General features: G+C 65.5%; 24 protein-coding genes. 11 read left to right on the plus strand and 13 right to left on the minus strand.

Features of this window, described 5'->3' with window-relative positions; genetic code table 11:
* The first annotated feature begins 206 nt into the window (after nucleotides 1–206).
* The 4 genes from Q8Z05_RS10200 to Q8Z05_RS10215 are packed head-to-tail and all read left to right on the plus strand — an operon-like array spanning nucleotide 207 to nucleotide 4566.
* Entirely contained in the window at nucleotides 207–1706 is a 1500-nt protein-coding gene (locus Q8Z05_RS10200) for a CoA-acylating methylmalonate-semialdehyde dehydrogenase (protein ID WP_305943337.1), read from the plus strand.
* Entirely contained in the window at nucleotides 1706–2806 is a 1101-nt protein-coding gene (locus Q8Z05_RS10205; protein ID WP_305943338.1) for an enoyl-CoA hydratase/isomerase family protein, read from the plus strand. The genes Q8Z05_RS10200 and Q8Z05_RS10205 overlap by 1 nt, the downstream gene beginning before the upstream one ends.
* Entirely contained in the window at nucleotides 2799–3743 is a 945-nt protein-coding gene (mmsB, locus tag Q8Z05_RS10210) for a 3-hydroxyisobutyrate dehydrogenase (RefSeq protein WP_305943339.1), read from the plus strand. The genes Q8Z05_RS10205 and mmsB overlap by 8 nt, the downstream gene beginning before the upstream one ends.
* A 43-nt stretch (nucleotides 3744–3786) precedes the next feature.
* Nucleotides 3787–4566, plus strand: a complete 780-nt coding sequence (locus Q8Z05_RS10215) for an enoyl-CoA hydratase (protein ID WP_305943340.1) — start codon at nucleotides 3787–3789, stop codon at nucleotides 4564–4566.
* Nucleotides 4567–4594: 28 nt separating this feature from the next.
* On the opposite strand, the gene Q8Z05_RS10220 is transcribed toward Q8Z05_RS10215, so the two are convergent.
* The 7 genes from Q8Z05_RS10220 to Q8Z05_RS10250 form a co-directional block, all read right to left on the minus strand.
* Complete coding sequence (locus tag Q8Z05_RS10220; RefSeq protein ID WP_305943341.1) at nucleotides 4595–6088, minus strand: glycoside hydrolase family 32 protein; 1494 nt, start codon at nucleotides 6086–6088, stop codon at nucleotides 4595–4597.
* A 110-nt stretch (nucleotides 6089–6198) separates the two neighbouring features.
* Complete coding sequence (locus tag Q8Z05_RS10225; RefSeq protein ID WP_305943342.1) at nucleotides 6199–7809, minus strand: ABC transporter substrate-binding protein; 1611 nt, start codon at nucleotides 7807–7809, stop codon at nucleotides 6199–6201.
* 82 nt (nucleotides 7810–7891) lie between these two features.
* Nucleotides 7892–8854, minus strand: coding sequence for a carbohydrate ABC transporter permease (locus Q8Z05_RS10230; RefSeq protein ID WP_305943343.1), 963 nt, complete (start codon nucleotides 8852–8854; stop codon nucleotides 7892–7894).
* Nucleotides 8855–8861: 7 nt separating this feature from the next.
* The gene (locus Q8Z05_RS10235; protein WP_305943344.1) at nucleotides 8862–9671 is read right to left on the minus strand and encodes an ABC transporter permease; all 810 of its coding nucleotides are present in this window, start codon (nucleotides 9669–9671) and stop codon (nucleotides 8862–8864) included.
* Between the two features lie 167 nt (nucleotides 9672–9838).
* Nucleotides 9839–10882: a LacI family DNA-binding transcriptional regulator gene (locus Q8Z05_RS10240; protein WP_305943345.1), complete on the minus strand. Its 1044-nt coding sequence runs from the start codon at nucleotides 10880–10882 to the stop codon at nucleotides 9839–9841.
* Between the two features lie 157 nt (nucleotides 10883–11039).
* Nucleotides 11040–11672, minus strand: coding sequence for an SAM-dependent methyltransferase (locus Q8Z05_RS10245; RefSeq protein WP_305943346.1), 633 nt, complete (start codon nucleotides 11670–11672; stop codon nucleotides 11040–11042).
* A gap of 60 nt (nucleotides 11673–11732) precedes the next feature.
* The gene (locus Q8Z05_RS10250) at nucleotides 11733–12698 is read right to left on the minus strand and encodes an NAD(P)/FAD-dependent oxidoreductase (RefSeq protein WP_305943347.1); all 966 of its coding nucleotides are present in this window, start codon (nucleotides 12696–12698) and stop codon (nucleotides 11733–11735) included.
* Between the two features lie 78 nt (nucleotides 12699–12776).
* Here Q8Z05_RS10250 and Q8Z05_RS10255 point away from each other — a divergent pair, with 78 nt between their 5' ends.
* On the plus strand, nucleotides 12777–13355 hold the full coding sequence (locus Q8Z05_RS10255; RefSeq protein ID WP_305943348.1) for a helix-turn-helix domain-containing protein: 579 nt from the start codon (nucleotides 12777–12779) through the stop codon (nucleotides 13353–13355).
* Between the two features lie 6 nt (nucleotides 13356–13361).
* On the opposite strand, the gene Q8Z05_RS10260 is transcribed toward Q8Z05_RS10255, so the two are convergent.
* The 3 genes from Q8Z05_RS10260 to Q8Z05_RS10270 all read right to left on the minus strand — a co-directional run bounded on the left by Q8Z05_RS10260 (nucleotide 13362) and on the right by Q8Z05_RS10270 (nucleotide 16145).
* The gene (locus tag Q8Z05_RS10260; RefSeq protein WP_305943349.1) at nucleotides 13362–13790 is read right to left on the minus strand and encodes a DUF1761 domain-containing protein; all 429 of its coding nucleotides are present in this window, start codon (nucleotides 13788–13790) and stop codon (nucleotides 13362–13364) included.
* Between the two features lie 75 nt (nucleotides 13791–13865).
* Complete coding sequence (locus tag Q8Z05_RS10265) at nucleotides 13866–14372, minus strand: MarR family winged helix-turn-helix transcriptional regulator (RefSeq protein ID WP_305943350.1); 507 nt, start codon at nucleotides 14370–14372, stop codon at nucleotides 13866–13868.
* 30 nt (nucleotides 14373–14402) lie between these two features.
* Nucleotides 14403–16145, minus strand: a complete 1743-nt coding sequence (locus tag Q8Z05_RS10270) for an AMP-binding protein (protein ID WP_305943351.1) — start codon at nucleotides 16143–16145, stop codon at nucleotides 14403–14405.
* Nucleotides 16146–16304: 159 nt separating this feature from the next.
* Here Q8Z05_RS10270 and Q8Z05_RS10275 point away from each other — a divergent pair, with 159 nt between their 5' ends.
* A complete protein-coding gene (locus tag Q8Z05_RS10275) occupies nucleotides 16305–17438 on the plus strand; it encodes an acyl-CoA dehydrogenase family protein (RefSeq protein ID WP_305943532.1) in 1134 nt (377 codons plus the stop codon).
* Nucleotides 17439–17445: 7 nt separating this feature from the next.
* Here Q8Z05_RS10275 and Q8Z05_RS10280 read toward each other — a convergent pair whose 3' ends face one another.
* Both Q8Z05_RS10280 and Q8Z05_RS10285 read right to left on the minus strand, forming a co-directional pair.
* A complete protein-coding gene (locus Q8Z05_RS10280; RefSeq protein ID WP_305943352.1) occupies nucleotides 17446–18018 on the minus strand; it encodes a dihydrofolate reductase family protein in 573 nt (190 codons plus the stop codon).
* Nucleotides 18019–18083: 65 nt separating this feature from the next.
* On the minus strand, nucleotides 18084–18626 hold the full coding sequence (locus tag Q8Z05_RS10285; RefSeq protein ID WP_305943353.1) for a GNAT family N-acetyltransferase: 543 nt from the start codon (nucleotides 18624–18626) through the stop codon (nucleotides 18084–18086).
* Between the two features lie 186 nt (nucleotides 18627–18812).
* Here Q8Z05_RS10285 and Q8Z05_RS10290 point away from each other — a divergent pair, with 186 nt between their 5' ends.
* The 4 genes from Q8Z05_RS10290 (at nucleotide 18813) to Q8Z05_RS10305 (ending at nucleotide 21656) form a co-directional block, all read left to right on the plus strand.
* Entirely contained in the window at nucleotides 18813–19214 is a 402-nt protein-coding gene (locus Q8Z05_RS10290) for a cytochrome c oxidase subunit 4 (protein WP_305943354.1), read from the plus strand.
* A 326-nt stretch (nucleotides 19215–19540) separates the two neighbouring features.
* Nucleotides 19541–19843: a hypothetical protein gene (locus Q8Z05_RS10295; RefSeq protein WP_305943355.1), complete on the plus strand. Its 303-nt coding sequence runs from the start codon at nucleotides 19541–19543 to the stop codon at nucleotides 19841–19843.
* Nucleotides 19844–19976: 133 nt separating this feature from the next.
* The gene (locus tag Q8Z05_RS10300) at nucleotides 19977–20696 is read left to right on the plus strand and encodes a TetR/AcrR family transcriptional regulator (RefSeq protein WP_305943356.1); all 720 of its coding nucleotides are present in this window, start codon (nucleotides 19977–19979) and stop codon (nucleotides 20694–20696) included.
* A gap of 24 nt (nucleotides 20697–20720) precedes the next feature.
* A complete protein-coding gene (locus tag Q8Z05_RS10305) occupies nucleotides 20721–21656 on the plus strand; it encodes a hypothetical protein (protein WP_305943357.1) in 936 nt (311 codons plus the stop codon).
* A 44-nt stretch (nucleotides 21657–21700) separates the two neighbouring features.
* Here Q8Z05_RS10305 and Q8Z05_RS10310 read toward each other — a convergent pair whose 3' ends face one another.
* The gene (locus Q8Z05_RS10310) at nucleotides 21701–22738 is read right to left on the minus strand and encodes a response regulator transcription factor (protein ID WP_305943358.1); all 1038 of its coding nucleotides are present in this window, start codon (nucleotides 22736–22738) and stop codon (nucleotides 21701–21703) included.
* A 120-nt stretch (nucleotides 22739–22858) separates the two neighbouring features.
* Between Q8Z05_RS10310 and Q8Z05_RS10315 the strand changes: the two genes are divergently transcribed.
* On the plus strand, nucleotides 22859–23257 hold the full coding sequence (locus Q8Z05_RS10315) for a DUF1304 domain-containing protein (protein ID WP_305943359.1): 399 nt from the start codon (nucleotides 22859–22861) through the stop codon (nucleotides 23255–23257).
* Nucleotides 23258–23463: the final 206 nt, after the last annotated feature.

The following is a 23463-nucleotide window of genomic DNA, read 5'->3' on the forward strand; positions in this document are numbered from 1 at the left end:
CGGTTAGGGCTCTGCGGCCGGGAATCCACGTCAAAGTGCCCCGCGACGGCGGCACCCCCCAAAGCACGACGGCGGCGGCACGCCACCAACGCACGACGGCGGCGGGGCGCCTGTGGGTGTCCGCCCGCAGTCTGGAATTTAGTAGGAAGTCCGAGTATATTCAGCAACGAGGATGATGTAGGTCACATGCAAAGGAGCATTCCGCCATGGTTCGCGAGCTTTCCCATTACATAGACGGGCAACGGGTTGACGGCACCTCCGGGCGCTTCAGCGACGTCTACGATCCCTGCACCGGGCAGGTCCAGGCCAGGCTGCCGCTGGCCAGCGCCGAGGAAGTCCGCAATGCCATCGCCAGCGCGGAGAAGGCCCAGGTTGAGTGGGGCGCCATGAATCCGCAGCGCCGCGGCCGGATCCTGCTGAAGTTCGTGGACCTGGTGAACGAGCACATCGACGAACTTGCCGCGCTGCTCTCCTCCGAACACGGCAAGACTCTCCCGGACGCCAGGGGGGACATCCAGCGCGGCATTGAGGTGGTGGAATTTGCCGCCGGCGCCCCGCACCTGCTCAAGGGCGAGTTCTCGGACAATGCCGGGACCGGCATTGATGTGCATTCGCTGCGCCAGCCGCTCGGCGTGGTGGCGGGGATTACGCCGTTCAACTTCCCCGCGATGATTCCGCTGTGGAAGTCCGGGCCGGCCCTGGCCGCAGGCAACGCGTTCATCCTCAAGCCCTCGGAGCGTGACCCCTCCGTACCGCTGCGCCTCGCCGAACTCTTCACCGAGGCGGGCGTTCCGGACGGGGTGTTCAACGTGGTCAACGGGGACAAGGAAGCCGTGGATGCGCTGCTCGAGGATGAGCGTGTCAAGGCCATCGGCTTCGTGGGGTCCACCCCGATCGCCCAGTACATCTACGCCACGGCGGCCGCCCACGGCAAACGGGCACAGTGCTTCGGCGGCGCCAAGAACCACATGGTGATCATGCCGGACGCGGACCTCGACATGGCGGTGGATGCGCTGATGGGTGCAGGTTACGGGTCAGCCGGCGAACGGTGCATGGCCATCTCCGTGGCCGTCCCGGTGGGCAAGGAAACGGCAGATGCCCTGGTGTCCAAGCTCGAAGAACGGGTCAAGCACCTCAAGGTGGGCCACAGCTTGGACAAGGACTCGGACTTCGGGCCGGTGGTGGCGGCGTCCGCCAAGGAACGGATCGAAGGCTACATCCAGTCCGGTGTGGACGAAGGCGCCACCCTGGTGACGGACGGCCGCGGCCTGACCGTGGACGGCTACGACGGCGGGTTCTGGGTTGGCCCCACGCTCTTCGACAACGTCACCAAGGACATGAAGATCTACAAGGAAGAGATCTTCGGCCCGGTCCTCAGCGTCCTCCGCGCGGCGGACTATGACGAAGCGCTCCGGCTCTGCAGCGAGCACGAGTTCGGCAACGGCGTGGCCATCTTCACCCGCGACGGCGACGCCGCCCGTGACTTCGCAAGCCGCGTGCAGGTGGGTATGGTGGGCATCAACGTGCCCATCCCGGTACCCATCGCTTATTACACGTTCGGCGGCTGGAAGGCCTCCGGCTTCGGGGACCTGAACCAGCACGGGGCCGACGCGTTCCGTTTCTACACCAAGACCAAGACCGTGACCACCCGCTGGCCCTCCGGCATCCGCCAAGGCGCCAGCTACGTGATGCCGGAAGGCAGCTGATGACCGCAGGACCTACCCCACGTACGAACACTGCAAGTTCCGCAACGCCCACGGACGAAGTTCTGTTTGAGCGGCGCGGCCACCTCGGCGTCATCACGCTGAACCGGCCCAGGGCCGTCAACGCGCTCACCGCCGGCATGGCCGCCGCCATGCTTGACCAGCTCACGGCATGGGAGGACGACGACGGCGTGGCCACCGTTCTGGTGCACGGCGCCGGGGAGCGGGGGCTGTGCGCCGGCGGTGACATCGTGGCCATCTACGAGGACATGCTGGCGGGCGGTGAGGCCACGGCGGACTTCTGGCGCACCGAGTACCAGTTGAACGCGCTGATCGCCGGATACTCCAAGCCCTATGTGGCCTTCATGGACGGCCTGGTGCTGGGCGGCGGCGTGGGGATCTCCGCCCACGGGTCCGTCCGTGTGGTCACCGAGCGCACCCGCACCGGCATGCCGGAGACAACCATTGGATTTGTGCCCGACGTCGGCGGCACCCTGCTGCTGTCCCGCTCGCCGGGGGAGTCGGGCACCCATGCGGCCCTGACGGGCGCCCACCTGAGCGGTGCGGACGCCTTGTTCCTGGGCCTGGCGGACCACTTTGTGTCGTCCGGAAACCTTCCTGCGCTGGCGGCCGCGCTGGAGACCGAAGCGGCGGAAGACGCCGTCGGACGCTTTGCGGAGGAGCCGCCGGCTTCGGCGCTGGCCGGGCAACGGGACTGGATCGACTCCTGCTACGCGAGTGATGACGCCGAGGACATCTTCCGCCGGCTCCGCACCTTTGACGGGGAAGCCGCCGGTGAGGCGGCAGACACTATTGAGGCGAAGTCGCCTACTGCCGTGAAAGTGGCGTTGGCATCGCTCCGTCGCGCGCGTGGGCTGAGCCTGGAGGAAGTCCTTGCCGAGGAATACCGCGTTGGCCTGCGGTTCCTGGCCGGCGCGGACTTCCGCGAAGGGATCCGCGCGCAGGTGGTGGACAAGGACCGGAACCCGCAGTGGAAGCCGGCCGCCCTGCACGAGGTCTCCGCTGCCGACGTCGCGAGGTTCTTCGAGCCGCTGGGGGACCGGGAGCTCAACCTGCAAGCAAAGGAGGCCCGCAATGTCTGAAGCAATGCCTGAAACCACAGGAGCCGGGAAGAAGGAACACGTAGCGTTCCTGGGGCTGGGGCATATGGGCGGGCCCATGGCCGTGAACCTGGTCAAGGCCGGGTACACGGTGGCCGGGTTCGACGTGGTGCCGGCGGCGCTGGACGCGGCCCGGGAGCACGGCGTACCCACCGTTGCGTCGCCCGCCGAGGCCGTTGCCGGGGCGGACGTGGTGCTCACCATGTTTCCCAGCGGACAGCACGTCCTGGATGCCTACCGCGGGTCGGCCGGCCAGCCAGGCCTGCTGGAGGCTGCCGCGCCGGGCACCATGTTCCTGGACTGCTCCACCATCAACGTGGACGAGGCGCGGGAGGCGTCCGCGCTCGCCGTTGCCGCCGGACACCGTGCGGTGGACGCTCCTGTTTCCGGCGGCGTGGTGGGGGCCGAGGCCGGAACCCTGACCTTCATGGTGGGAGCCCTGCCGGAGGACTTCGAAGCAGTGAAGCCGATGCTGGAAGTGATGGGCAAGCGAGTTGTCCATTGCGGCGGCCACGGCGCGGGCCAGGCCGCCAAGGTCTGCAACAACCTCATTCTCGGCGTCTCCATGATCGCGGTGAGTGAAGCGTTCGTGCTCGGCGAGAAGCTGGGGCTCACGCACCAGGCCCTCTTCGACGTTGCGTCCGCGGCATCCGGGCAGTGCTGGGCGTTGACCACCAACTGCCCCGTTCCGGGGCCGGTGCCCACCAGTCCGGCCAACCGCGACTACCAGCCGGGCTTTGCCGGGGCGCTGATGGCGAAGGACCTCAAGCTGGCGCTGAACGCGCTGCAAAGTACCGGGGTGGCCGCCCGGATGGGGCCGCTGGCATCGGAGATTTACGATACGTTTGCGGCTGAGGGCGGTGCGGGCCGGGACTTCTCCGGCATCATCACCGACATCAGGGACAAATCCGCCCACTAGCAAGCCGGCAGTTTTCGAAGCAGAACCACGTGAGGAGTCAGGCATGACGGAACAGTACGGGAACATTCTGGTGGAGCGGCGCGGACGAGTGGGGCTGGTGACGCTGAACCGGCCCGAAGCGCTGAACGCGCTGAACAAAGCCACCATGGATGAACTTGTTGCTGCCGTCACCGCCATGGACGCTGATCCCGCAGTGGGCGCCGTGGTGGTCACCGGGTCCGGCAAGGCGTTTGCTGCCGGCGCGGACATCAAGGAGATGGCCGAGCAGGACTACATGGACATGTACGCCGCGGACTGGTTCCGCGGCTGGGAGGATTTCACCCGGCTGCGCATTCCGGTGGTGGCGGCTGTGTCAGGCTTTGCCCTGGGCGGCGGCTGCGAGCTGGCCATGATGTGCGATTTCATCATCGCCGGGGACAACGCCAAGTTCGGCCAGCCGGAGATCAACCTGGGCGTGCTGCCGGGCATGGGCGGCTCGCAGCGGCTCACCCGCGCCGTCGGCAAGTCCAAGGCCATGGACCTGATCCTTACCGGGCGGTTCATGGACGCGGAGGAAGCTGAGCGTGCCGGGCTGGTGTCCCGGGTGGTGCCCGCAGCCGACGTGGTGGAGGAAGCCATCAAGGCCGCCGAGGTGATCGCGTCCAAGTCCAAGCCGGTAACCATGGTGGCCAAGGAAGCGGTCAACGCGGCCTTCGAAACCGGCCTGGCGCAGGGCGTGCTTTTCGAGCGGCGCCTCTTCCACTCAGTCTTCTCCACCGAGGACCAGAAAGAAGGCATGGCCGCCTTCTCGGAGAAGCGCCAGCCCGAATTCAAGCACCGCTAGCGGATCCGGCACCATTCTGGATGCACTGTCAGGCCAGGTCCGTGAGCTGCAGGGAAGCCTCCGCCGTTCCCCCGGTGGAGAACACTGTGATGCCGGTGTCTGAAGGGTCCGGGAATATCAGTTCAGTAAGTGTCACGAGTCCGCCCTGGGCGAAGACCTCAACGGAGCAGTGGTCCACGAAAATCCGCAGGGAGTAGGTCCCGTCCCGTGCCGGCAGCGGTGCTGTGCTGATGGACGGGAAGGCCTCGTGGAAGCCAGTGTCGCCGGAGTTGGTTCGGTCCAGCATGAGTTGTCCGCTGCCGGGGCGGATGCTGATCCGGGTCCCCGATGAACCGTTCCCGGCTCCCCGGACCACCAGGCCGAACTCGCTGGCTGTCCCCGCCCTAAAGGTGGCCTCGATCAGCTGTACCGGAGTGCCGCCGTCGACCGCCACCATGCCGTTCAAGGGCAGGCTCCGGGCCGGTCCGGGAACGGAACCTGCAGTGCATTCCGGTGCTGGCTGCTGGATGAGCCGGGGTTCACCGTGAATCGAGGCGAGGGACACTTCGCGTACCAGGCTCATGGGGCTGCGCCAGGGTGAAGTGGGGATGTGGTTGGCATACTGCCAGTTGTTCATCCAGCCGATCATTAGCCGACGACCGCCGGGGACATTGCTGAAGGACACAGCCGCGTAGTAGTCCCGGCCCCAATCGAGCCAGTGGTAGTCACCCACGCGCTCCGGGTCCTGCATGCCCTCCGTGACGGTCGTTTCGGAGGTGAACGTCACGCCGTCGAACTCTCCCACGAAGTACTGCCCTGCTGATCCTCCGTTGGGTCCGCCGGGGTTCATGTTCACGGTCAGGACCCACCTGGTGTTCCCTGCATCTCCGTCCACGGGCAGTTCAAATAGGTCCGGGCACTCCCAGATGCCGCCGGTGCCGTTGGCCGGGCCGAAGGTGCTGAGGTATTCCCAGTTCTTAAGGTTGTCGGAGCGGTAGAGCAGCACCGCGTAGTCGTGGGCTTCGACAGCGGCCATCACCCAGTAGCTTCCGGCGGGGCCGTCGTAGCGGAAGACCTTGGGGTCGCGGAATTCCGGCGAGTTCCTGGTGAGGACCGGGTTGCCAGAGTACTTGGTCCAGGTGTATCCGCCGTCGGTGCTCCACGCGATGGACTGGGCCTGCATGCCCTCATGTGCTGAACCGGCCTTGTAGGCGCTGGTGTAGATGGCAACCAGCGGGGTTGTTCCGGACAGGCCGAAGCCGGCGGTGTTGTCCTGGTCCACCACGATGCTGCCGGAGAAGATTTCCTCTGTTTCGTCGCACGGGATGGCCACCGGCTGTTCGTCCCAATTCACCAGGTCCGTGGATGTGGCGTGGCCCCAGGACATGTTGCTGTGGACGTTCCCGAACGGGTTGTTCTGGTAGTACAGGTGGTAAATGCCATCGTGGAAGACCAGGCCGTTGGGGTCGTTGAGCCAGGTGTCCTTGCAGGCGTAGTGCATCGCCGGCCGGTAGGCCCCAAGGGTGGGCGTGGCGGTGTTCATGGGTCAGGGTCTCGTTTCGTGGAGCTGCCGCGGGAAGTGTGGGGGCCCGGGCAGGCTGATGGAGCCGCCGGGCACGGAAGTCCGTGCCCGGCGGCTGGGATGCGGGAAGGTCAGGAGTTCTTCTGGTACCTGTCGTAGGCCTGCTGGTAGACGTCCACCATCTTGTCCAGGCCGATGTTCTTCAGCTGCGAGACGTATCCGTCCCACTCCGCCTCGATGCCGCCGGAGACGATCCATTTCGCCGTGGTCTGCTTGACGATAGCGGCCACGTCCGTCTCGATGGTGCTGATCTGCTGGACTTCCTCGTTGGACAGTGCCACCGGGGGGTAACCGTCGTTGGCTGCGAAAGGCTTGTAGTTCTCCTCGACGGTCTTCTGCCGCTCGGCCGCGCGCGGCTCGGGTGCCACGACCTTCTCGAAGTTCTCCGCGGTGTTGGCCTTCGGGCCGCCCGGGGCAACCTTCTGGCGGCGTTCGCCTTCACTGGTTCCCGCGGCCGCGGGGATCTGCGTCAGCAGCCCGGTGGCGGGGTCCTTCTGCAGGGTTTCACCGATGGGGCCCCAGTTGGCCTGGGCGGACTGGATGGGATCGTACAGGTTGTCTGCCCAGCGGATGGTGGCGGCAGGGTATTTGTTGGCGCGGGTCACAGCGAAGGCGCCGCGGGCGATTTCCTGGTTGTTGGACTGGCTGGCGAGCCGCTTGCCGTCCACGCCCTCAAGTACGGGGAGCAGTTTGTAGTCGCCGGCGCGGTCGGCGCCGACCATTTCCTTGACTTCCCACCAGACGAAGGAGCCCAGGTTTTCGGTGCTGGCCTTGCCCTTGGCCAGGTAGGCCTTGTCATCCTGGGAGAACGATTCGGGATCGATCAGGCCTTCCTGATACCAGGTATGCAGGGTCTGGAGGGCCTTTTTGTAGCCGTCCTGGGTGGCGGTGTAGATGACCTTGCCGTCCTGGACGATCCTGTGGTCCATGTTGTCCGGGACTCCGCCCAAGGCGGCGATGAGGTCAACGATGTCACCGCACCAGGAGCCGGGCATGAAGCTCAGCGGGATGGTTTTACCGGTGCCTGACGCGTCCTTGGTCTTGAAGGCGAGCAGGGCATCATGCAGTTCGTCCACGGTCTTGGGCATCGGGATGCCCAGCTTGTTCAGCCACGCGGTGTTGATGGCCATCTCGTTGGGAAACTGGACGAGTCCCAGCTCTTCGACGGAGGGCAGGGAGTAAATGTGCCCGTCGGAGGAGGTGATGGCCGCTTTGATGTCCGGCCGGTCGGCGAGCAGCTTGGACAGGTTGGGGGCATTTTTCTGAATGAGGTCTTCGAGGGGGATAAGTGTTCCGCTGGCCGAGTAGGTGGCGATTTCCGCGTCGGTGAGCCCGCTGTTGAAGAAGGCGTCGGGCAGGTCGCCGCTGGCCAGGATGAGGTTTTTCTTTTCCTTGAACACCGTCTCCGGGAGGTTCTCCCAGTCGATGTGGATGTTGGTGTCCTTTTCCCACTGCTGCACCAGGGACATGGTGTTGTAATCGGGGGCGAGCGCGGACTTGGTTCCGGAGAACTTGAGCGTCAGCGTGTCCTTGACGATCGGGAAGCCGGTCTCCTGGAAGCCGAACTCCGCGGACGAGTCTTTGATGGCGGCGGAACCGTTGGAGCTGCCCGAGCAGGCGGTGAACAGCATCGTTCCTGCCATCAGGGCGCCAAGGACGGCGAGTTTGCGGCTGGTAGCCATGGGTCGTTCCTTTTCTGGGTGGGGGGTGTGGCGACGGCGAAAGGGGGTTCCGGCGTCGGGTAATGCTTTTGTCTTCGGGGGGTCAGCTCTTCACGGCGCCGATCATGGTGCCCTTGGTGAAGTGCTTCTGCATGAACGGAAGCGCGATCATCAGGGGCAGGCTGGAGACGACGATCATGGCGTACTTGGTCAGTTCGCCGATTCTCTGCGCCGCGGCGTAGGACTCGATGTCTCCGCCGGTGGTGCCGGCGGAGGAGACGTCCGACTGGATCAGGATGTTCCGGAGCACCAGCTGCAGCGGGTATTTCGTGTCATCGTTCAGGAAGATGAGGGCGTCGAAGAACGAGTTCCAGTGCGCCACCACGTGGACCATGATCATGAGCATGATCAGCGGTTTGGACAGGGGGAGGACCATCTTGAAGAAGAACGTGAAGTCGTTGGCGCCGTCCATCTGGGCGGCTTCCCGGAGCTCTTCGGGGATGGTGTTTTCGAAGAAGGACCGGGCGATGATCAGGTTCCACACGCCCACGGCGCCGGGCAGGACAACCGCCCAGACCGTGTCCAGCATGCCGAGGTCCCGGACCACCAGGTACTTGGTGATGAGGCCGCCGTCGAAGAACATGGTGACCACGAACAGGAGCATCAGGATCTTCCGCCCCGGCATGTCCTTGCGGGACAGGGCGTAGGCGCCGAACAGGATGGTGGTCACGCTGATCGCCGAGCCCAGCAGGGTGTAGATCACGGTGTTGCCCAGGCCGTTCCAGATCCGGCTGTCCGCGAAGATCCGCTCGTATCCCTCCAGGGTCACGCCGGACGGGAACAGCCAGACTTTGCCTTCGTAGACGGCGTTCGGATCGCTGATGGACGCGATGACGATGAAGTAGAGCGGGTAGACCACCGCGATGATGGACAGCGACAGGATGGTGACGGCGGCGATGTTGAAGGCCGAGTCTGCCCACCTGTCGCGGAACGTTTGCGTGCGCTTAGCGGGTCGGGGCCTGGTTGCGGGGGCCGGAACGGCCACGGGTTTGGTGTTCAGGGTCATAGCGGCATCACCACAGGGTTGCTTGGTTGGCCCGGCGCGCTACCCAGTTGAAGGTCAGCAGCAACACAAGGTTGAGGATGGAATTGAACAGGCCGATGGCGGCCGAATAGCTGAACTGGGCCTGCTGCAGGCCTGCGTGGTAAACGTACGTCTGGATGATTTCCGACGTCGGCAGGTTCAGGTTTGTCTGCATGAGCAGTGCCTTTTCGAAGCCGACGTTGAGCAGGTTGCCGATGGCCAGGATGAACAGGACAGTGATCACGGGCATGATGCCCGGCAGATCGATGTGCCGGATGCGCTGCAGTTTGGAGGCGCCGTCCACCTTGGCGGCGTCGTGCAATGCAGGGTCAATGCCGGACAGGGCCGCCAGGTAGACAATCATGGCGAAGCCGGCGTTTTGCCAGACATCGGAGATCACGTAGATGGGGCGGAACCACTCCGCGGAGCCCATGAAGAAAACGGGTTCACCTCCCGCCAGCTGGATCGCATTGTTCACCAGCCCGGAACGCGGGGAAAGCAGGACGAACATGATGCCCACCACCACCACCGTAGATATGAACGCCGGCGAGTACAGCACCGTCTGGGTGAACTTCTTGAACCGCTCGCTCTGGAGCTGGTTGACCAGGAGGGCCAGGATGATCGGGATCGGGAAGGCCACCAGCAGGCCCAGGACGGCGATCCAGAGCGTGTTCCCCACGACCTGGCCGAACTGGTAGGAGCTGATGAACCGGATGAAGTGCTGCAGCCCGACCCACGGGCTCCCGGTAAAACCGTCCACTGGGTTGTAGTTGCGGAAAGCGATCTGCACCCCGTACATGGGCCAGTACTTGAAGACGGCGATGTAAATCAGCGCCGGGACTAGTAATACGTATAACTGCCAGGCCCTGCCAGCCCTTTTTAGGCGCAGAGGAAGAGGCTTCCTGTTTGTGGGCCCGGGTGTTGGCGCCAGCGGCGGTGCCGGCGTGGATCGGGCCAAGGTGCGGCTCATGGCTTCTCCTTTGGATGTGTCACTGAGTTCCGTTCAATCAGGGGGCAGGTCATGAACTCGACCCGTCCGTCCGGCTCGGCGCCCTGCAGGATGAGGTCGACCGCGCGGCGCCCCATTTCCACGAAGGGCAACTCAAGGGTGGTGAGACCCGGCCGCAGGTGCGGGGCCAGGGTTTCCTGGTTGTCGAAGCCGATGATGGATACATCGCGGGGAATCGACAGGTGCAGCTCCGTGGCGGCCTGGTAGGCGCCCCACGCGGTGCGGTCATTCGCGCAGAAGATTGCCGACGGCGGGTTATCGCCCGTCATCAGGTCCATGGTGTGGGTAAATCCGTCCAGTTCATTGCCGCTGCCGAAGCGCACCAGTTCCGGGCGGACGGGCAGTCCGGCTTCGGTCATGGCTTTCGTGTAGCCGTTGAAACGTCCGACGGCGGCGGGGAGTTCGCTCTCCAGCGTTTCGATGTTGATCATCGCCACCCGCTCATGCCCGGCGTCGAGTAGGCGCCGGGTGGCGGTGTAGCCGCCCAGCTCCTCGTCCGGTGCTACGCTGGGAATTCTCAGCTTGCGGTCCTGCGAGTTCAGCACCACCGAGGGGACTGCCTGGAGGGCCTCGGGTACGTCGAGCCGCCGGTGGTACATGCCTGCGTAGACCACGCCGGCCACCTTGTAAGAGAGCATGGAGTCCAGCGAGGCTGCCTCGAGGGCTTTGTCGCCGCCCGTGTTCATGGTGAGCAGGAGGAGTCCATCCTCCCAGGCGCGCTCCTGTGCTCCTTCGATGATCTTTCCTGCGAAAGGGGCGGTCGCGACGGCGTCGCCCAGGAAGCCGATGATGCCCGCAATACCGTCCCGGAGGGTCTTGGCATGGGCGTTGGTGCGGTAGTCAAGCTGCTGCACGGCATCCATGACACGTTTCCGGGTTTCGTCCGAGAATCGGGAGCCGGAGACGGAGTTCAGCACCAGGGAGACTGTTGCCTGGGAAACGCCGGCAGCTGCCGCGACGTCGTGCATGGTGGGACCTGACGATGGCCGGGGCTTCGGCACGGGCACCTCCTTGGGCCTGGTTATACGAATCAGTTATTCGTATAACCGACAGGAAAAACTGTAACCTGCGTCATAGGGCGCCGTCAAGTATTAGCGGTCAAAACGTTGCGAAGCCGGCGGGCCGGGGTCCGGCCCTAGGGTCGGGATGGGGCCGGCCTTACGGCCGCGGCGCCCGGCGGTGGGCGCGCAGCACTGAATCGGTGACGGTGAAGGAGCCGCCGTTCGCGTCCGTCACGGACCGCCGGCGGGCCTCGCAGACGTCGATTTCCCATTCGTCCGGATCCAGCCCGGCGGCGATTTCCTCCGGGGTGAAGAGCAGGCCGGGGTCGCTGGGGCGGTGGATTCCCGCCTCGAGGTCGGAGGGGTGGTGGCCCACGATCAGGAGGGTCCCGCCAGGCGCAACGGACGCCGCGAGCCGGTGGTACAGCTCGGTCCGCTCGGCCAGGGGCAGGTGCATGAACTGGGCCGAGACGAGGTCGAAGGTGCCTGCCGGGGGCGGTGAGCTGGTGAGGTCGTGGTGTGCCCAAGTGATCCGGGCGGCAGCGTCCGCATCCTGCGACGCCCTCTCGGCGGCCCGTGCCAGCGCCACCGAGGAAATGTCCACCGCCGTGACCCGCCAGCCCTGGCGTGCCAGCCAGAGTGAATCGGCGCCCTCGCCGCTGCCCACGTCGAGGGCAGAGCCGGGGCGCAGGCCGGCGGCTTCGGCCAGCAGGGTGGGGTTCGGATTGCGGCTCCAGACCGAGCCGTGCTGGCGGTAGCGTTCATCCCAGAACGACTCGTCAAACTTCATCCATGTCTCCTTGCTGCCGGCATTTCCGTCCCGGCAGCGTGCCCTCAGGGGCTGCCCGCGCTACGCCGTGACACTGCCACGATACGCCGTGGCGGCGTCCTCGAGCTCCTCGGCCATGAGGTCCGCGTTGATCACCACGCCGGTCCAGGCGCCGGCAGCTGCCGAGGACAACACCTGCGCGCGAAGGTCGGTGACGTTGCCTGCCGCCCAGACCCCAGGGACGCCGGTTGCCCCGTCCTCGTCGGTTTCGAGGTATTCGCCCATCCCCATCGGATGCGGGACTGCCTTGAGTCCAAGGTCCGCGAAGGCTGAAGCCCGCGCCATGAAGCGCGGCGCCGTGGCCACTGCGGCCACCGGCACCAGGCTGCCATCGGACAACAGCACGCCGGCCAGCTTGTCGTTGTCCACCTGCAGGGCCCGCACGGGACCGTGGACCACCGTGATTCCGCGGGCGGCGAGCTGGTGCAGTTCGAGCTCCGTGGGCTCCATTGCGTTATTGAGGAAGAGCGTGATGTCGGCGCTCCACTGGCGGAAGAGGAGCGCCTGATGGGCAGCGAAGGGCCCGGTGCCCAGGATGCCGATGGGCTGGTCCTGCACTTCCCAGCCATGGCAGTAGGGACAATGCAGCACATCCCTGCCCCACCGTTCGCGGAGCCCCGGAATGTCCGGCAGCTCATCCACCAGGCCCGTGGCGATCAGGAGCCTCCGTCCCCGCACCGCGGAGCCATCCGCAAGTTCCACCGCGAAGGCGCCCCTGAAACCCGCGGCCCCGGAAACCTGGCCGCTGATGATCCGTACGCCGTAGGACTCTGCTTCCTCCCGGCCGATCCGGTACAGCTCGGCCGGGCTGACGCCGTCGCGCGACAGGAATCCGTGCACTCCCTTGGCGGGCGCATTCCGGGGCTCGCCGCCGTCCACCACCACTACGGAGCGGCGGGACCGGCCCAGCATCTGGGCCGCATTCAGGCCCGCGGCGCCGCCGCCAACAATGACGACGTCCACCGGTGTGTTGTTCTGTTTGTCCATTTTTCTTACCTCCGAATCCATCGTCGACGGCGGCATGAATAGCGGCAAACATCTTTGCTGAAGTGGCAAACTTGGGGCATGGAAGAACTCGATGACGTCCTGGCTGCAGTGGGCCCCAGGCTCCGCGCCCTGCGGCTGAGCCGCGACACCACGCTGACTGCCTTGGCTGCTGCCACGGGGATTTCCGTCAGCACGCTTTCACGGCTGGAGTCCGGCCAGCGCCGGCCCAACCTGGAACTGCTGCTGCCGCTGGCCAAGGCGCACCAGGTGCCGCTGGACGAGCTCGTGGGGGCACCCGCCACGGGCGACCCCCGAGTTCACCTGAGGCCCATCGTCAGCAAGAGGATGACCATCATTCCGCTGACGCGGAAACCCGGCGGGGTGCAGGCCTACAAGCTCATCCTGAATGCAGGCCCGCACGAGGAGCCCACGCCCCAGGTCCACGAGGGCTACGAATGGATCTACGTGCTCAACGGCAAACTGCGGCTGGTCCTCGGGGACACGGACATCGTGCTGCCTGCCGGGGAAGCCGCCGAATTTGATACACGGACGCCGCACTGGTTCGGCCGCGCGGAGAAGCAGCCGGTGGAATTCATCAGCCTCTTTGGCCGGCAAGGCGAACGGATGCACCTTCGGGCGAAACCCTCACGCCCGTAGGCCCGGCTAGGCCGCGCTGATGCCGAACAGCCCGATGATCAGGCCCATGACCACCAGGGTGACCAGTTCGTGGGCGCAGTTCAGCACGGTCAGCCCGGCAGGGCGGCCTTCGAAGGCGTCATGCGTGATGAAGCGGGCGGCGGTGAATCCGGCCCAGAGGATGACAGCGGTGATCAGCGTGTTGGCCAGGAAGTTCCCGCCGTAGAAATGCTGGGAGATGGCGGCTGATCCGGCCAGTACCAGGGCGCTGACAAAGCTGACCACCAGCGTGATCAGGATGGGTTTGACCGCGTCCTTGGCCTCGCCGCTGGGCGTCACGTTGGCGACCTTCATCCAGTAGTTGCCGAACACCTTGGGCGTGTACCAGACAGATCCCACCACCATGCTGGACAGGGTGGCCAGCAATACGGCCCAGATGTTGATTTCCGGAATCATTGCGCTCTCCTCAGCTTCAGGTCCAGTCCTCCGAAGTCTAGGGCCGGCTGCGGGTTCTTCAACGCAACGCGGGGGTCAGTCGGCGAAGTCGCCCGCGTTCCGGCGGAATTTCCCCAGGATCCGGATCAGCTGGTCCACATCCTGGTTGCCAAAACCGGACTGGCCGAACACCTCGGTGTTGAGTGCCGCCGTTGCACTTTTGGCCAGGGTTCGTCCCTCGGCGGTGAGTTCGATCAGGGTGGTGCGGCCGTCCGTGGGGTGCGGGGACCGCACCACCAGCCCGGCGTCCTGGAGGCGGTCGACGGCGTTGGTCACCGACGTGGGATGCACCTGCAGGAGCGCGCTCGCCTTGTTCATGGGCAGCGCGCCGCTGCGGGCGAAACTCAGGAGCGCCAGGAGTTCATAGCGGGCGAAGGTGAGGCCGAAGGGCTTGAGGACGCCTTCGATCCGTGCCAGCAGGATCTGCTGGGTCCGCATGATTGCCGTGATGGCGGCCATGGGCGCTGCGACGTCCCCCCAGCCGTGCTGTTCCCAGTTGCGCTGGGCGTCGGCAATGGGATCGCGCGGGAGCGGGTTTCCCATGGCACCTCCTGACATGTGGGTTGCTTCAGCCTAGCTTTTCAGGCCGGGGAAATCCGCCTCCGAGTACTCGGTCCCGAGGCCCTCGGGCAGCGGGCCGCCGCCGTGCCGGAGCTCTTCGTTGTGCCGCAGTTCCACTCGCCGGATCTTGCCGGAGATGGTCTTGGGCAGGTCCGCGAATTCCAGCCGGCGGATGCGCTTGAAGGGGGCCAGATGATCGCGGCAGTAGCGCAGGATGTCCTCGGCGAGTTCGGGGCCGGGCTGGTGCCCGGCGGCCAGGACCACAAATGCTTTGGGCACGGACAGCTTGAGCGGGTCGGGAGAGGGGACCACGGCGGCCTCCGCCACGGCGGGGTGCTCGATCAGCACGCTTTCCAGCTCGAACGGGGACAGCCGGTAGTCGGAGGATTTGAACACGTCGTCACCGCGGCCTACATAGGTGATGATGCCGCGCTCGTCCCGGCTGGCCATGTCGCCGGTGTGGTAGTAACCGTCGCGGAAGGCGTCGGCGGTTTTCTCCGGGTCGCCGTAGTAGGCCTTCATCAGTCCCACAGGTCGGGGGTCGAGCCGGAGGCAGAGCTCGCCGTCGTCGGCTTCTTCTCCTGTGGCGGGGTCAACCAGCACCACGTCGTAGCCCGGCAGGGGCTTGCCCATGGCGCCGATCTTGATCGGCTGGCCCGGAGTGTTGGCGATCTGCACGGTGGATTCGGTCTGCCCGAAGCCGTCGCGGATGGTCTGGCCCCATGCGCGGTGGACCTGGTCGATTACCTCGGCGTTGAGGGGTTCCCCGGCGGAGACCACCTTGCTGGGCGGGTTCTTCAGGAGGGTGAGGTCGGCCTGGATCAGCATGCGCCACACGGTGGGCGGGGCGCAGAAACTGGTCACCTTCTCGCGGTCCATCTGTTCCATGAGGGCCTTGGCATCGAACCGGCTGTAGTTGTAGATGAAGACGCAGGCCTCGGCGATCCAGGGGGTGAACACGTTGGACCAGGCGTGCTTGGCCCAGCCGGGGGACGCGACGTTCAGGTGCACGTCGCCGGGGCCCAGCCCGATCCAGAACATGGTGGACAGGTGGCCCACGGGGTAGGACGTGTGGGTGTGCTCCACCAGTTTGGCCTTGGACGTGGTTCCGGAGGTGAAGTAGAGGAGCAGGGTTTCGTCCGCCTTGGTGGGCGCGTCGGGGGTGAACTCGGTTGGTGCGCCGGCTGCCTCCGCGTAGTGGGCGGCGCCCGCGTTGGCGCCTGCTGGAGTTGCGGGGGGAGCGTCGCCGTCGGCGATTTCAATCAGCGTGTAGTTGCCGGGGACACCGGCAAACTTGCCGATGTTGGAACGTCCGACGGCGGCCCAGCCCGCCTCGCCGCGCTCCACCCGGTCCGTCAGGTCGGCGGGGCCCATCAGGGTGGTGGTGGGAATCATGACGATGCCCAGCTTGATGCCGGCGAGCATGAGTTCCCACAGCTCCACCTGGTTGCCCAGCATGATGATCATCCGGTCGCCGCGGCGCACGCCCTGGCTGCGGAGCCAGTTCGCCACTTGGCCGGACCGCATGGAAAGCTCCGCGAAGGTGCGCCGCGTGGCGCTGCCGTCCTGCTCCACGATCACCAGGGCAGGGTTGGAACCCTTGTCCGGGTCAGCCGCAATCCGGTCGAACCAGTCGAGGGCGAAGTTGAACTCCTCGAAGCGGGGCCACTGGAACTTATCCCGTGCCTGGCCGTAGTCCTCGCGCAGGGCCAGGAGCCTGTCCCTCGCTGCCCGGAAGTCATCGGTGACTGTCATGGGGGCCTTTCGCCTAGTGATCCATATCACTGTGCAATATACTAGGACATCCAAGGGTTTGGAAGAGCGAAGGGACGCGTGCCGGTGCAGCCACAACGACGTGACGGCGGGGAAACCACCATAGTTCCGGAGGCGCCGCCGTTCCCGGATGCGGACCTCATGTACATCGTGGACCTGCTGCCGGCAGGGGAGCGCTCACGGTATCTGGAAGTGCGGGACTTCCTGCAGTCCCGTGTCCGCGCGGCGTCCATCGAGTACTGGAACCGCGAGGAATTTCCGTTCGGACTGCTGGCCGAAATGGGCAAGTACGGGCTGGGCGGACTGCAGACGGACGGGACCTCGAAGCTCTTCAAGGGCCTGATGTATGTGGAGGTTGCCCGGGCCGACGTGTCCCTGTCCGCGCTGGTGGGGATCCATAACGAGCTGATCGTGGGGATGATCGACGAGCTCGGTTCGGAAGCGCAGAAACAGCGGTGGCTGCCAGGGTTGAAGGCATTCACCCAGCTTGGCGCGTTCGCACTCACGGAGCCTGAGCACGGTTCGGACATTGCCGGCGGGCTGGAAACGTCCGCCCGGCTGGAGCGCGGCGAATGGGTGATCAACGGCGCCAAGCGGTGGATCGGCGCCGGGACCATCGCCGACTTCGCGCTGGTCTGGGCCCGGGATGAAGCGGACCGGCAGATCAAGGGCTTCATCGTGGAGACGGACCGCACCGGTTACTCCGCCACGAAGATCTCAAACAAGATCGGCCTGCGGATCATGCAGAATGCGGACATCCGGCTGGATGACGTGCGGATCCCGGAATCCAATCTCCTGCCCGGGGCCACGGATTTCTCGAAGGCCAACGATCTGCTCCGCGATTCGCGCGCCTGGGTGGGCTGGCAGGGGGCCGGCATCCAGCTGGCCGCGTTCGACGTCGCCCGTTCCTATGCCCTGGAACGGAAGCAGTTCGGCAAGGAATTGGCCCGGTTCCAGCTCATCCAGCAGCAGCTGGCTGAAATCCTGGGCAATGCCAGCGCCTCCCTGGCGCTGATGGCCCAGCTGGCCCGCATTCAGCAGGACGGCAAGCTGGAGATGGTGCAGGCTGCCATGGCGAAGTCCACCACTACCCGGCTGGCGCGCGCCTCGGTGGCAATGGGCAGGTCGCTGATGGGCGGCAACGGGATCAGCAGCGACTATGAGATGGGCAAGCTGTTTGGCGACGCCGAAATCCTCTATACGTATGAGGGCAGCTACGAGATCAACTCGCTGATCGTGGCACGCGCCGTGACCGGGAAGTCGGCTTTTGCCTGAGGTTCCTTCAGTCCTGGCCGCGCTCGTAATGGAGCAGGACCACCCCGTTGCCGAACGTCCTCGTCCCGGCCAGCTTCAGGTTCATCCGAACGTCCGGTGCCTCGAACAGCGGCCGGCCCTGGCCCTGGCCCAGGACCACGGGGTGGACGTAGAGCCGGTATTCATCAATGAGGCCGAGCCGCATGAATGTTGCGGCCAGATTGGCGCCACCCACCGCGAGATCGCCGCCGGGCTGCGCCTTGAGCTCCGCGATTTCTTCAGGCACGACGTCGTGCATCACCGTGGTGTTCCATCCTGCGGTGGTGAGGGTCCGGGAGAAGACGAACTTGGGCATGTCGCGCCAGATACCGGCGAACTCCACCTCGGCAGGAGTGCTGTCAGGATCCTGGTCGGCCGTGGGCCAGTATCCGGCCATCAGCTCGTGGGTGATCCGTCCGTCGAGGAACGCCCCCATGGCCTTGCACTCATCGTTGAAGTGCTGGTGCAGTTCCTCGTCCACCAGGTTCCAGCTGATGTCCCGGTCCAGTCCCTCGAAGTATCCGTCCACCGAAACTGAACACATCAGAATGATCTTCCGCATGGGGAGCCCCTCCGTAGCTGTGCGGCGGGCGCCCGGGCGGGACCGCCGTCGTATGTTCCAGTGAATCACCCAAGGATGCGTTGGAACAGGACATGGTCCTGCCAGGTTCCGGCAATCTTGAGGTAGGACGGCGCCGTACCGATCTCGTCAAAGCCTGCGCGTGCCAGTATCCGCCGTGAAGCAGCGTTGTGTACGAGCGTCGCCGCCTGAACGCGGTGCAGCCCCAGGTGGTCCTTGGCAGCAGCCAGGACACGGCCAACGGCGGCGCTGCCGATGCCGCGGCTGTTGAATTCCTTGTCCACCCAGTAGCCAAGGTTGGCGCTGAGGAACGGACCACGGACTATGCCCGTCAGCGTGATCGTACCGATGATGCGGCTGCCTTCAAGAAGAACCCACGGAACCTCCTGCCCCGCCGCCTGCAAAGCGAGCTTTGATTCGATGACGGCGGACTGACCGGCCGGGGTGAAGAACTCCGCACTCCGGGCGGGCTCCCAAGGGCCCAGGTGGTCCCGGTTCAGCTGGTAGGCGGCACTAAGCGGCCCGGCGTCAGAGGTCTGAAGCACCCGCATTTGGACAGGGCCGATCAGGGTGGAGGCATCCGCAGTCATCGTCTGACTCTATCCGCGGCGCCCGTAGCGGCGCCGATGCCGGCCGTTGCCGGGGCGGAGCGCGGCTTTGGTGGCCGAGAACGGGTCCTTGGTCCCTTACGCCCGGCCCGGAACGGGGGCCAGAGTTGCCTCAAGGGAACTGCGCTCAGGCAGTCCCCGTAGGGAAGTGCCGCAGAAGGAGGAGCCGTGAAGATCGAATCCTGGATTTTCGGAGGCCTGGCATTGTTCTTCGTGCCCGTTGGTGTGGTTTACGGATTGATCACCAGCTGGACGGAACCGGTTGGCTTCCTGGCCCTGTGGCTGGTAGGTGGCCTGGCCGGGATGATCGGACTTTACCTTGGTTATACCGGCCGGCGTATCGGGATGCGTCCGGAAGACCGTCATGATGCAGAGACCCATGAAGGTGCCGGGGAACAAGGCCACTTCAGCCCTTGGAGCTGGTGGCCGATCTCGGTGGGCCTTGCCGCCGCCACCGGCTTCCTGGGGATGGCCATCGGATTCTGGCTTGTCTACATCAGCGCCGGGCTCGCCTTGGTTGCGCTGATTGGCTGGGTGTTCGAGTACAGCCGCGGGGACCACGCGCACTAGCCCAGCCGAGGGAAAACGGGCGGCGGAGGAAAAAACTTCACCCATCGACTTGAAACTAAGCTTACTTATGATTAGAGTTGAAGCATGAAGGGGTGCGGCGTTGTACGCATAGATGCCCTTTCGGAAGGTCCCAACGGGACCTGACAGCTCGGGAGACGGGCCTGTTCCACAGGCGCTCCCGGTGCCCATTGAGGCTTAGTGCTGTTAGCAACCAAAAAGAGATGCAGTGAACCGCGGCCTGAAACCGGGCCGGAGCTACCGTTGCGGCCGTCTTGACCGCAGCCCGGGAGCGGGGTTTGCGTGCGTCAAAATCGAGGGAGCGAAACATGTCAGTTATGAAGAAAGCCACCACCGCAGTTGCCGGATCCCTGTTCCTGGTCGGCATGGCCGCAGGGCCTTCCATGGCCGCGGACAACAGCACCGTCAATGACGGCCTGGTGAACGTCACGGTTGGGGACGTAACCATCCTTGAGGACGTCAACGTGGCCGTAGCCGCTGATGTGACGGCGGAGATCTGTGGCGTGGAAGTTGGGCCTGTCGCCGTTCTGGGTGAGGCCGTTGATGCCACGAGCACCGAGTCTGTCGTCTGCACCGACAATGGTGGCCCGATCACCATCGTTCAGAACTGATGTACCGCGGCGTTAGCGCCGCGCAGCATTGATAAACAGGCGGCGGGACCACGTGGTCCCGCCGCTTTGCTGTCTGCGATGCCGGGTGTACGTAGTACGCTCGTAGACACGAATCGGCACGGAAGGCGCCCACATGACTCTGCACGCCGAAGGGGCACGACGGATTCCGCTGAACCGGGAGCGGGTGCTGACGGCCGCCGTCGTCCTGGCGGATGAGGCGGGCCTCGAGTCACTGAGCATGAGGCGGCTGGCGCAGGAGCTGGGCGTGGTGCCGATGGCGCTGTACAAGCACATCGCCAACAAAGAGGAACTCCTCGACGGCATGGTGGACGTCCTCGTGGGAGAAATCGACCCTCCCGATCCCGATGCGGGCTGGAAGAACGCGGTCCGGCTCAGGGTGCTCTCGGCAAGGAGATCCCTGTTGCGGCATCCATGGGCACGCCAGGTGCTGGAATCCCGCACCACCAGGACGCCGGCGGTTCTCGGGTACATGGACTCGTTCATCGGAATGTTCCTGGCCGGCGGCTTCTCCATCGATCTCACCCATCACGTGATGCATGCCCTCGGCAGCCGCATGTGGGGGTTCACCCAGGAGCTGTTCGACGACCCGGCCGGCGGGGCGCCGGCTGATCTCCCGCCTGAAACGCAGGCAGCGATGCTGCAGGAGATGGCAAGGCGGTACCCCAACATTCTGCAGGTCGCCATGGCAGCCAATCACGACGACGGCTCGGTTGTTTCGCAGGGCTGCGACGATCAGTTTGAGTTTGAGTTCGCGCTGGATCTTCTCCTGGACGGGTTTGAGCGGTTCCATCAGCAGGGGTGGACGTCGGAGCGGGCGAAGCTGGAGCGATAGCTCACCGGGTGCTAGCTTGTGGGGATGGAGGCGCTCGACTGGCTGCTCGACTCTGACCCCGCGATCCGCTGGCAGGTCCTGCGCGACCTCACAGACACGCCACTCCCGGAAGTGCAGGCCGAACGCGCACGCGTCGCCACCCGCGGCTGGGGCGCCCGCCTGCTCGCGCTGCAGGACGAAAACGGCCAGTGGGACGGCGGCACATACTTCCCGGCCCGGTTTAACGAATCGGAGCCCGGCCAGCCGTGGACGGCCACCACGTACAGCCTGTTGCTGCTGCGTGACTTCGGGCTTGACCCAGGCAGCGAGCAGGCCCGCAACGCTGTCGCACGCGTTCGGGACAACAGCCGCTGGGAGGAGGGCAATCAGCCCTTCTTCGAAGGGGAAGTGGAGCCGTGCGTCAACGGCATGGCTGTGGCACTTGGCGCCTACTTCGGTGAGGACGTCGACGGCGTTGTGCGGCGGCTGCTGAAGGAACAGCTCGACGACGGCGGATGGAACTGCGAGGCCGAACGCGGCTCGGTGCGCTCCTCCTTCGGCACCACGATCAATGTGCTCGAGGGCCTGCTTGAGCATGAGCGTGCCACCGGAGGATCCCCAGGTTCGATAGCGGCCCGGCAGCGTGCGGAGGAGTATCTGCTCGAACGCGGGCTCCTCCGGCGCAAGACCACCGGCGGGCTGATCGACAGCGATTGGTTGACGTTCTCGTACCCCACCCGCTGGTTCTTCGACGTGTTGCGCGGCCTCGACTACTTCCGCGCGGTGGGCAACCGCCCGGATGAACGCGTCGCCGAGGCAGTGGAGGCGCTGGCCTCGAAACGGCAGCCCGACGGCACCTGGCTGCTGGAAAACACCCACCCCGGCCGGACCCATTTCGCCCTGGAGGAAGGTGACGGACGCCCGAGCCGGTGGAACACCCTCAGGGCCCTCCGCGTTCTCGAGTGGTACGAGGGCCAGTAGCACTCACGGCCCTGTTGAGCAGCCGCTCAGCGGCGCAACCTTGCTCAGCCGCGCAACCTTGCGACCAGTTCGCCGCGGCTCCCTACTCCCACCTTGTCAAAGAGGGACTTCAGGTGGTCATGCACCGTGTGCGGCGAGATGAACAGATGATCGGCGATTTCCGCCGTCGTCGAGCCGGAGACCAGCTCAAGGCAGACCTCCCGTTCCCGTGACGTGGCGCCGTAGGCGGCGAGCAGGAGGCCGGCCATTTCATTCGTGGTTGCGGGTTCCACCGTGACCACCATCTGCCCGGGATCGTCTCCGGTGATGAGCCGGCTGGCCTGGAGCACCACCCAGTTGTCACCGGCGTCGCGCATCCTCATGCGTGCCGTTCCGGACGCAGCCGCCTTCGCGGCAGCCACCACGGCATACAGTGTGATGCTGAAACGGCCTGGAGCCTGATCGTCCAGCTCCGCAAGCCATGCGGCGGCTGCCTTAGTCGCGGCCCGCAGCTCACCGCGTGGTCCCACCAGAACGATCAGGGGACCGTCCGGTCCCCGCATCGCTTGCCGCTCCAGGCGCACCGCCACCCGGGTGGCCGCGGCCAGGGAAGCGGCGATGGAACTCAGGAAATCCACTTCCCGGTCGGTGAAGTCCGGACCCGGCTCCCGGAAGACGCCGCCCACGGCCCAGCACGCGTCGTCGGTCCGGAACACAGCGCGCAGTTCGTGTTCGAGGCCCTGTGGACGGAGCAGGTCGTTGAGCCGAACGCTCCTGACAACGTCGCGGTGCGGAGCATCGGATAACCGGGCGGCAGGCAGCGGCCGCCGGGTCAGCTCAGCGAAGGGATTCGGTTCCGTTCCCGCGTATTCCGTCTCGGCGAAGCGCGCGGCGTATTCATCCGGCGCCGGCCACGGCGGCCAGTTGGTGATTGAGGTCATGATGAGGGAATCGGGGTCGACGCCGGCCCAGCAGGCCTGCTGGAACGGCACTGTCTGGTGCACGACGGCGAGCGCTGCGGCGTGCAGGTCGGCCACCCCCATACCGGTGGCCGCCATGGCCGAAATCTCGCGGCGGGCCCGCTCTGCGCGATCCTCCCACATGCTTCCAGTATCCGCCGCCGGAGGCGGACGGCAATCCCCTGAACAGGGGATCTTCGGTTGCGGCCGGTACCCCTCGGCAGGGGATGGGAGTGCCCTTTCCGGCGCACGTAGTCTTCGACCATGAACACCGTTGCGCAGCTGTTTGCGCTGCTTCAAGCTTTGATCTATATCTCGGTATTCCCCCTTGAGGCCTTCCTCCTGCGCCGGCCGGCAGTGCAAAGGTTCCTGAGCACGCCGGCAAAGAATGTTCCCGCCGTCATGATGTGGGCAATTCCCGTCGGTTTCCGGAACCTGCTCATCGCGCTGGGCGTCATTGCGGGGCTTGTGGCGTTGAATACCGGGAGCGTGGACGCGGGCCGTGCCCTGGTTATCTACTGCTGCGCCTACATGGTCCTGGCCGGAGCCACCATGGCGCTGGCCGATGCGTTGGGGCACTACCCGAGGAAAGGCGACAGCATTCCCGGAACCCTCGCCGCCACGGTGCCGGCGCTGGTCGCACTCATTGCATCGGCGTTCTGACCGAGGCTGGAGCGCCGGCCCGGAGGGGCTCTCCGGCTACAACGAAGGCCCGCCTATGGGGGACAGACGGGCCTTCGCACTTAAAACGGTACAGCGCTTCTAAATAGCCATCGAGTGGACTTGGTGACGGCGCGGGCGGCGACCCGCGCCGGTCCTTTTGAGGGGCGGGCACGGCGTCCTCTGTCAGCGTCATTACCCTTTCCGAG

The sequence above is a fragment of the Arthrobacter oryzae genome (genome assembly GCF_030718995.1).
In the GTDB taxonomy this organism is placed as follows: domain Bacteria; phylum Actinomycetota; class Actinomycetes; order Actinomycetales; family Micrococcaceae; genus Arthrobacter; species Arthrobacter oryzae_C.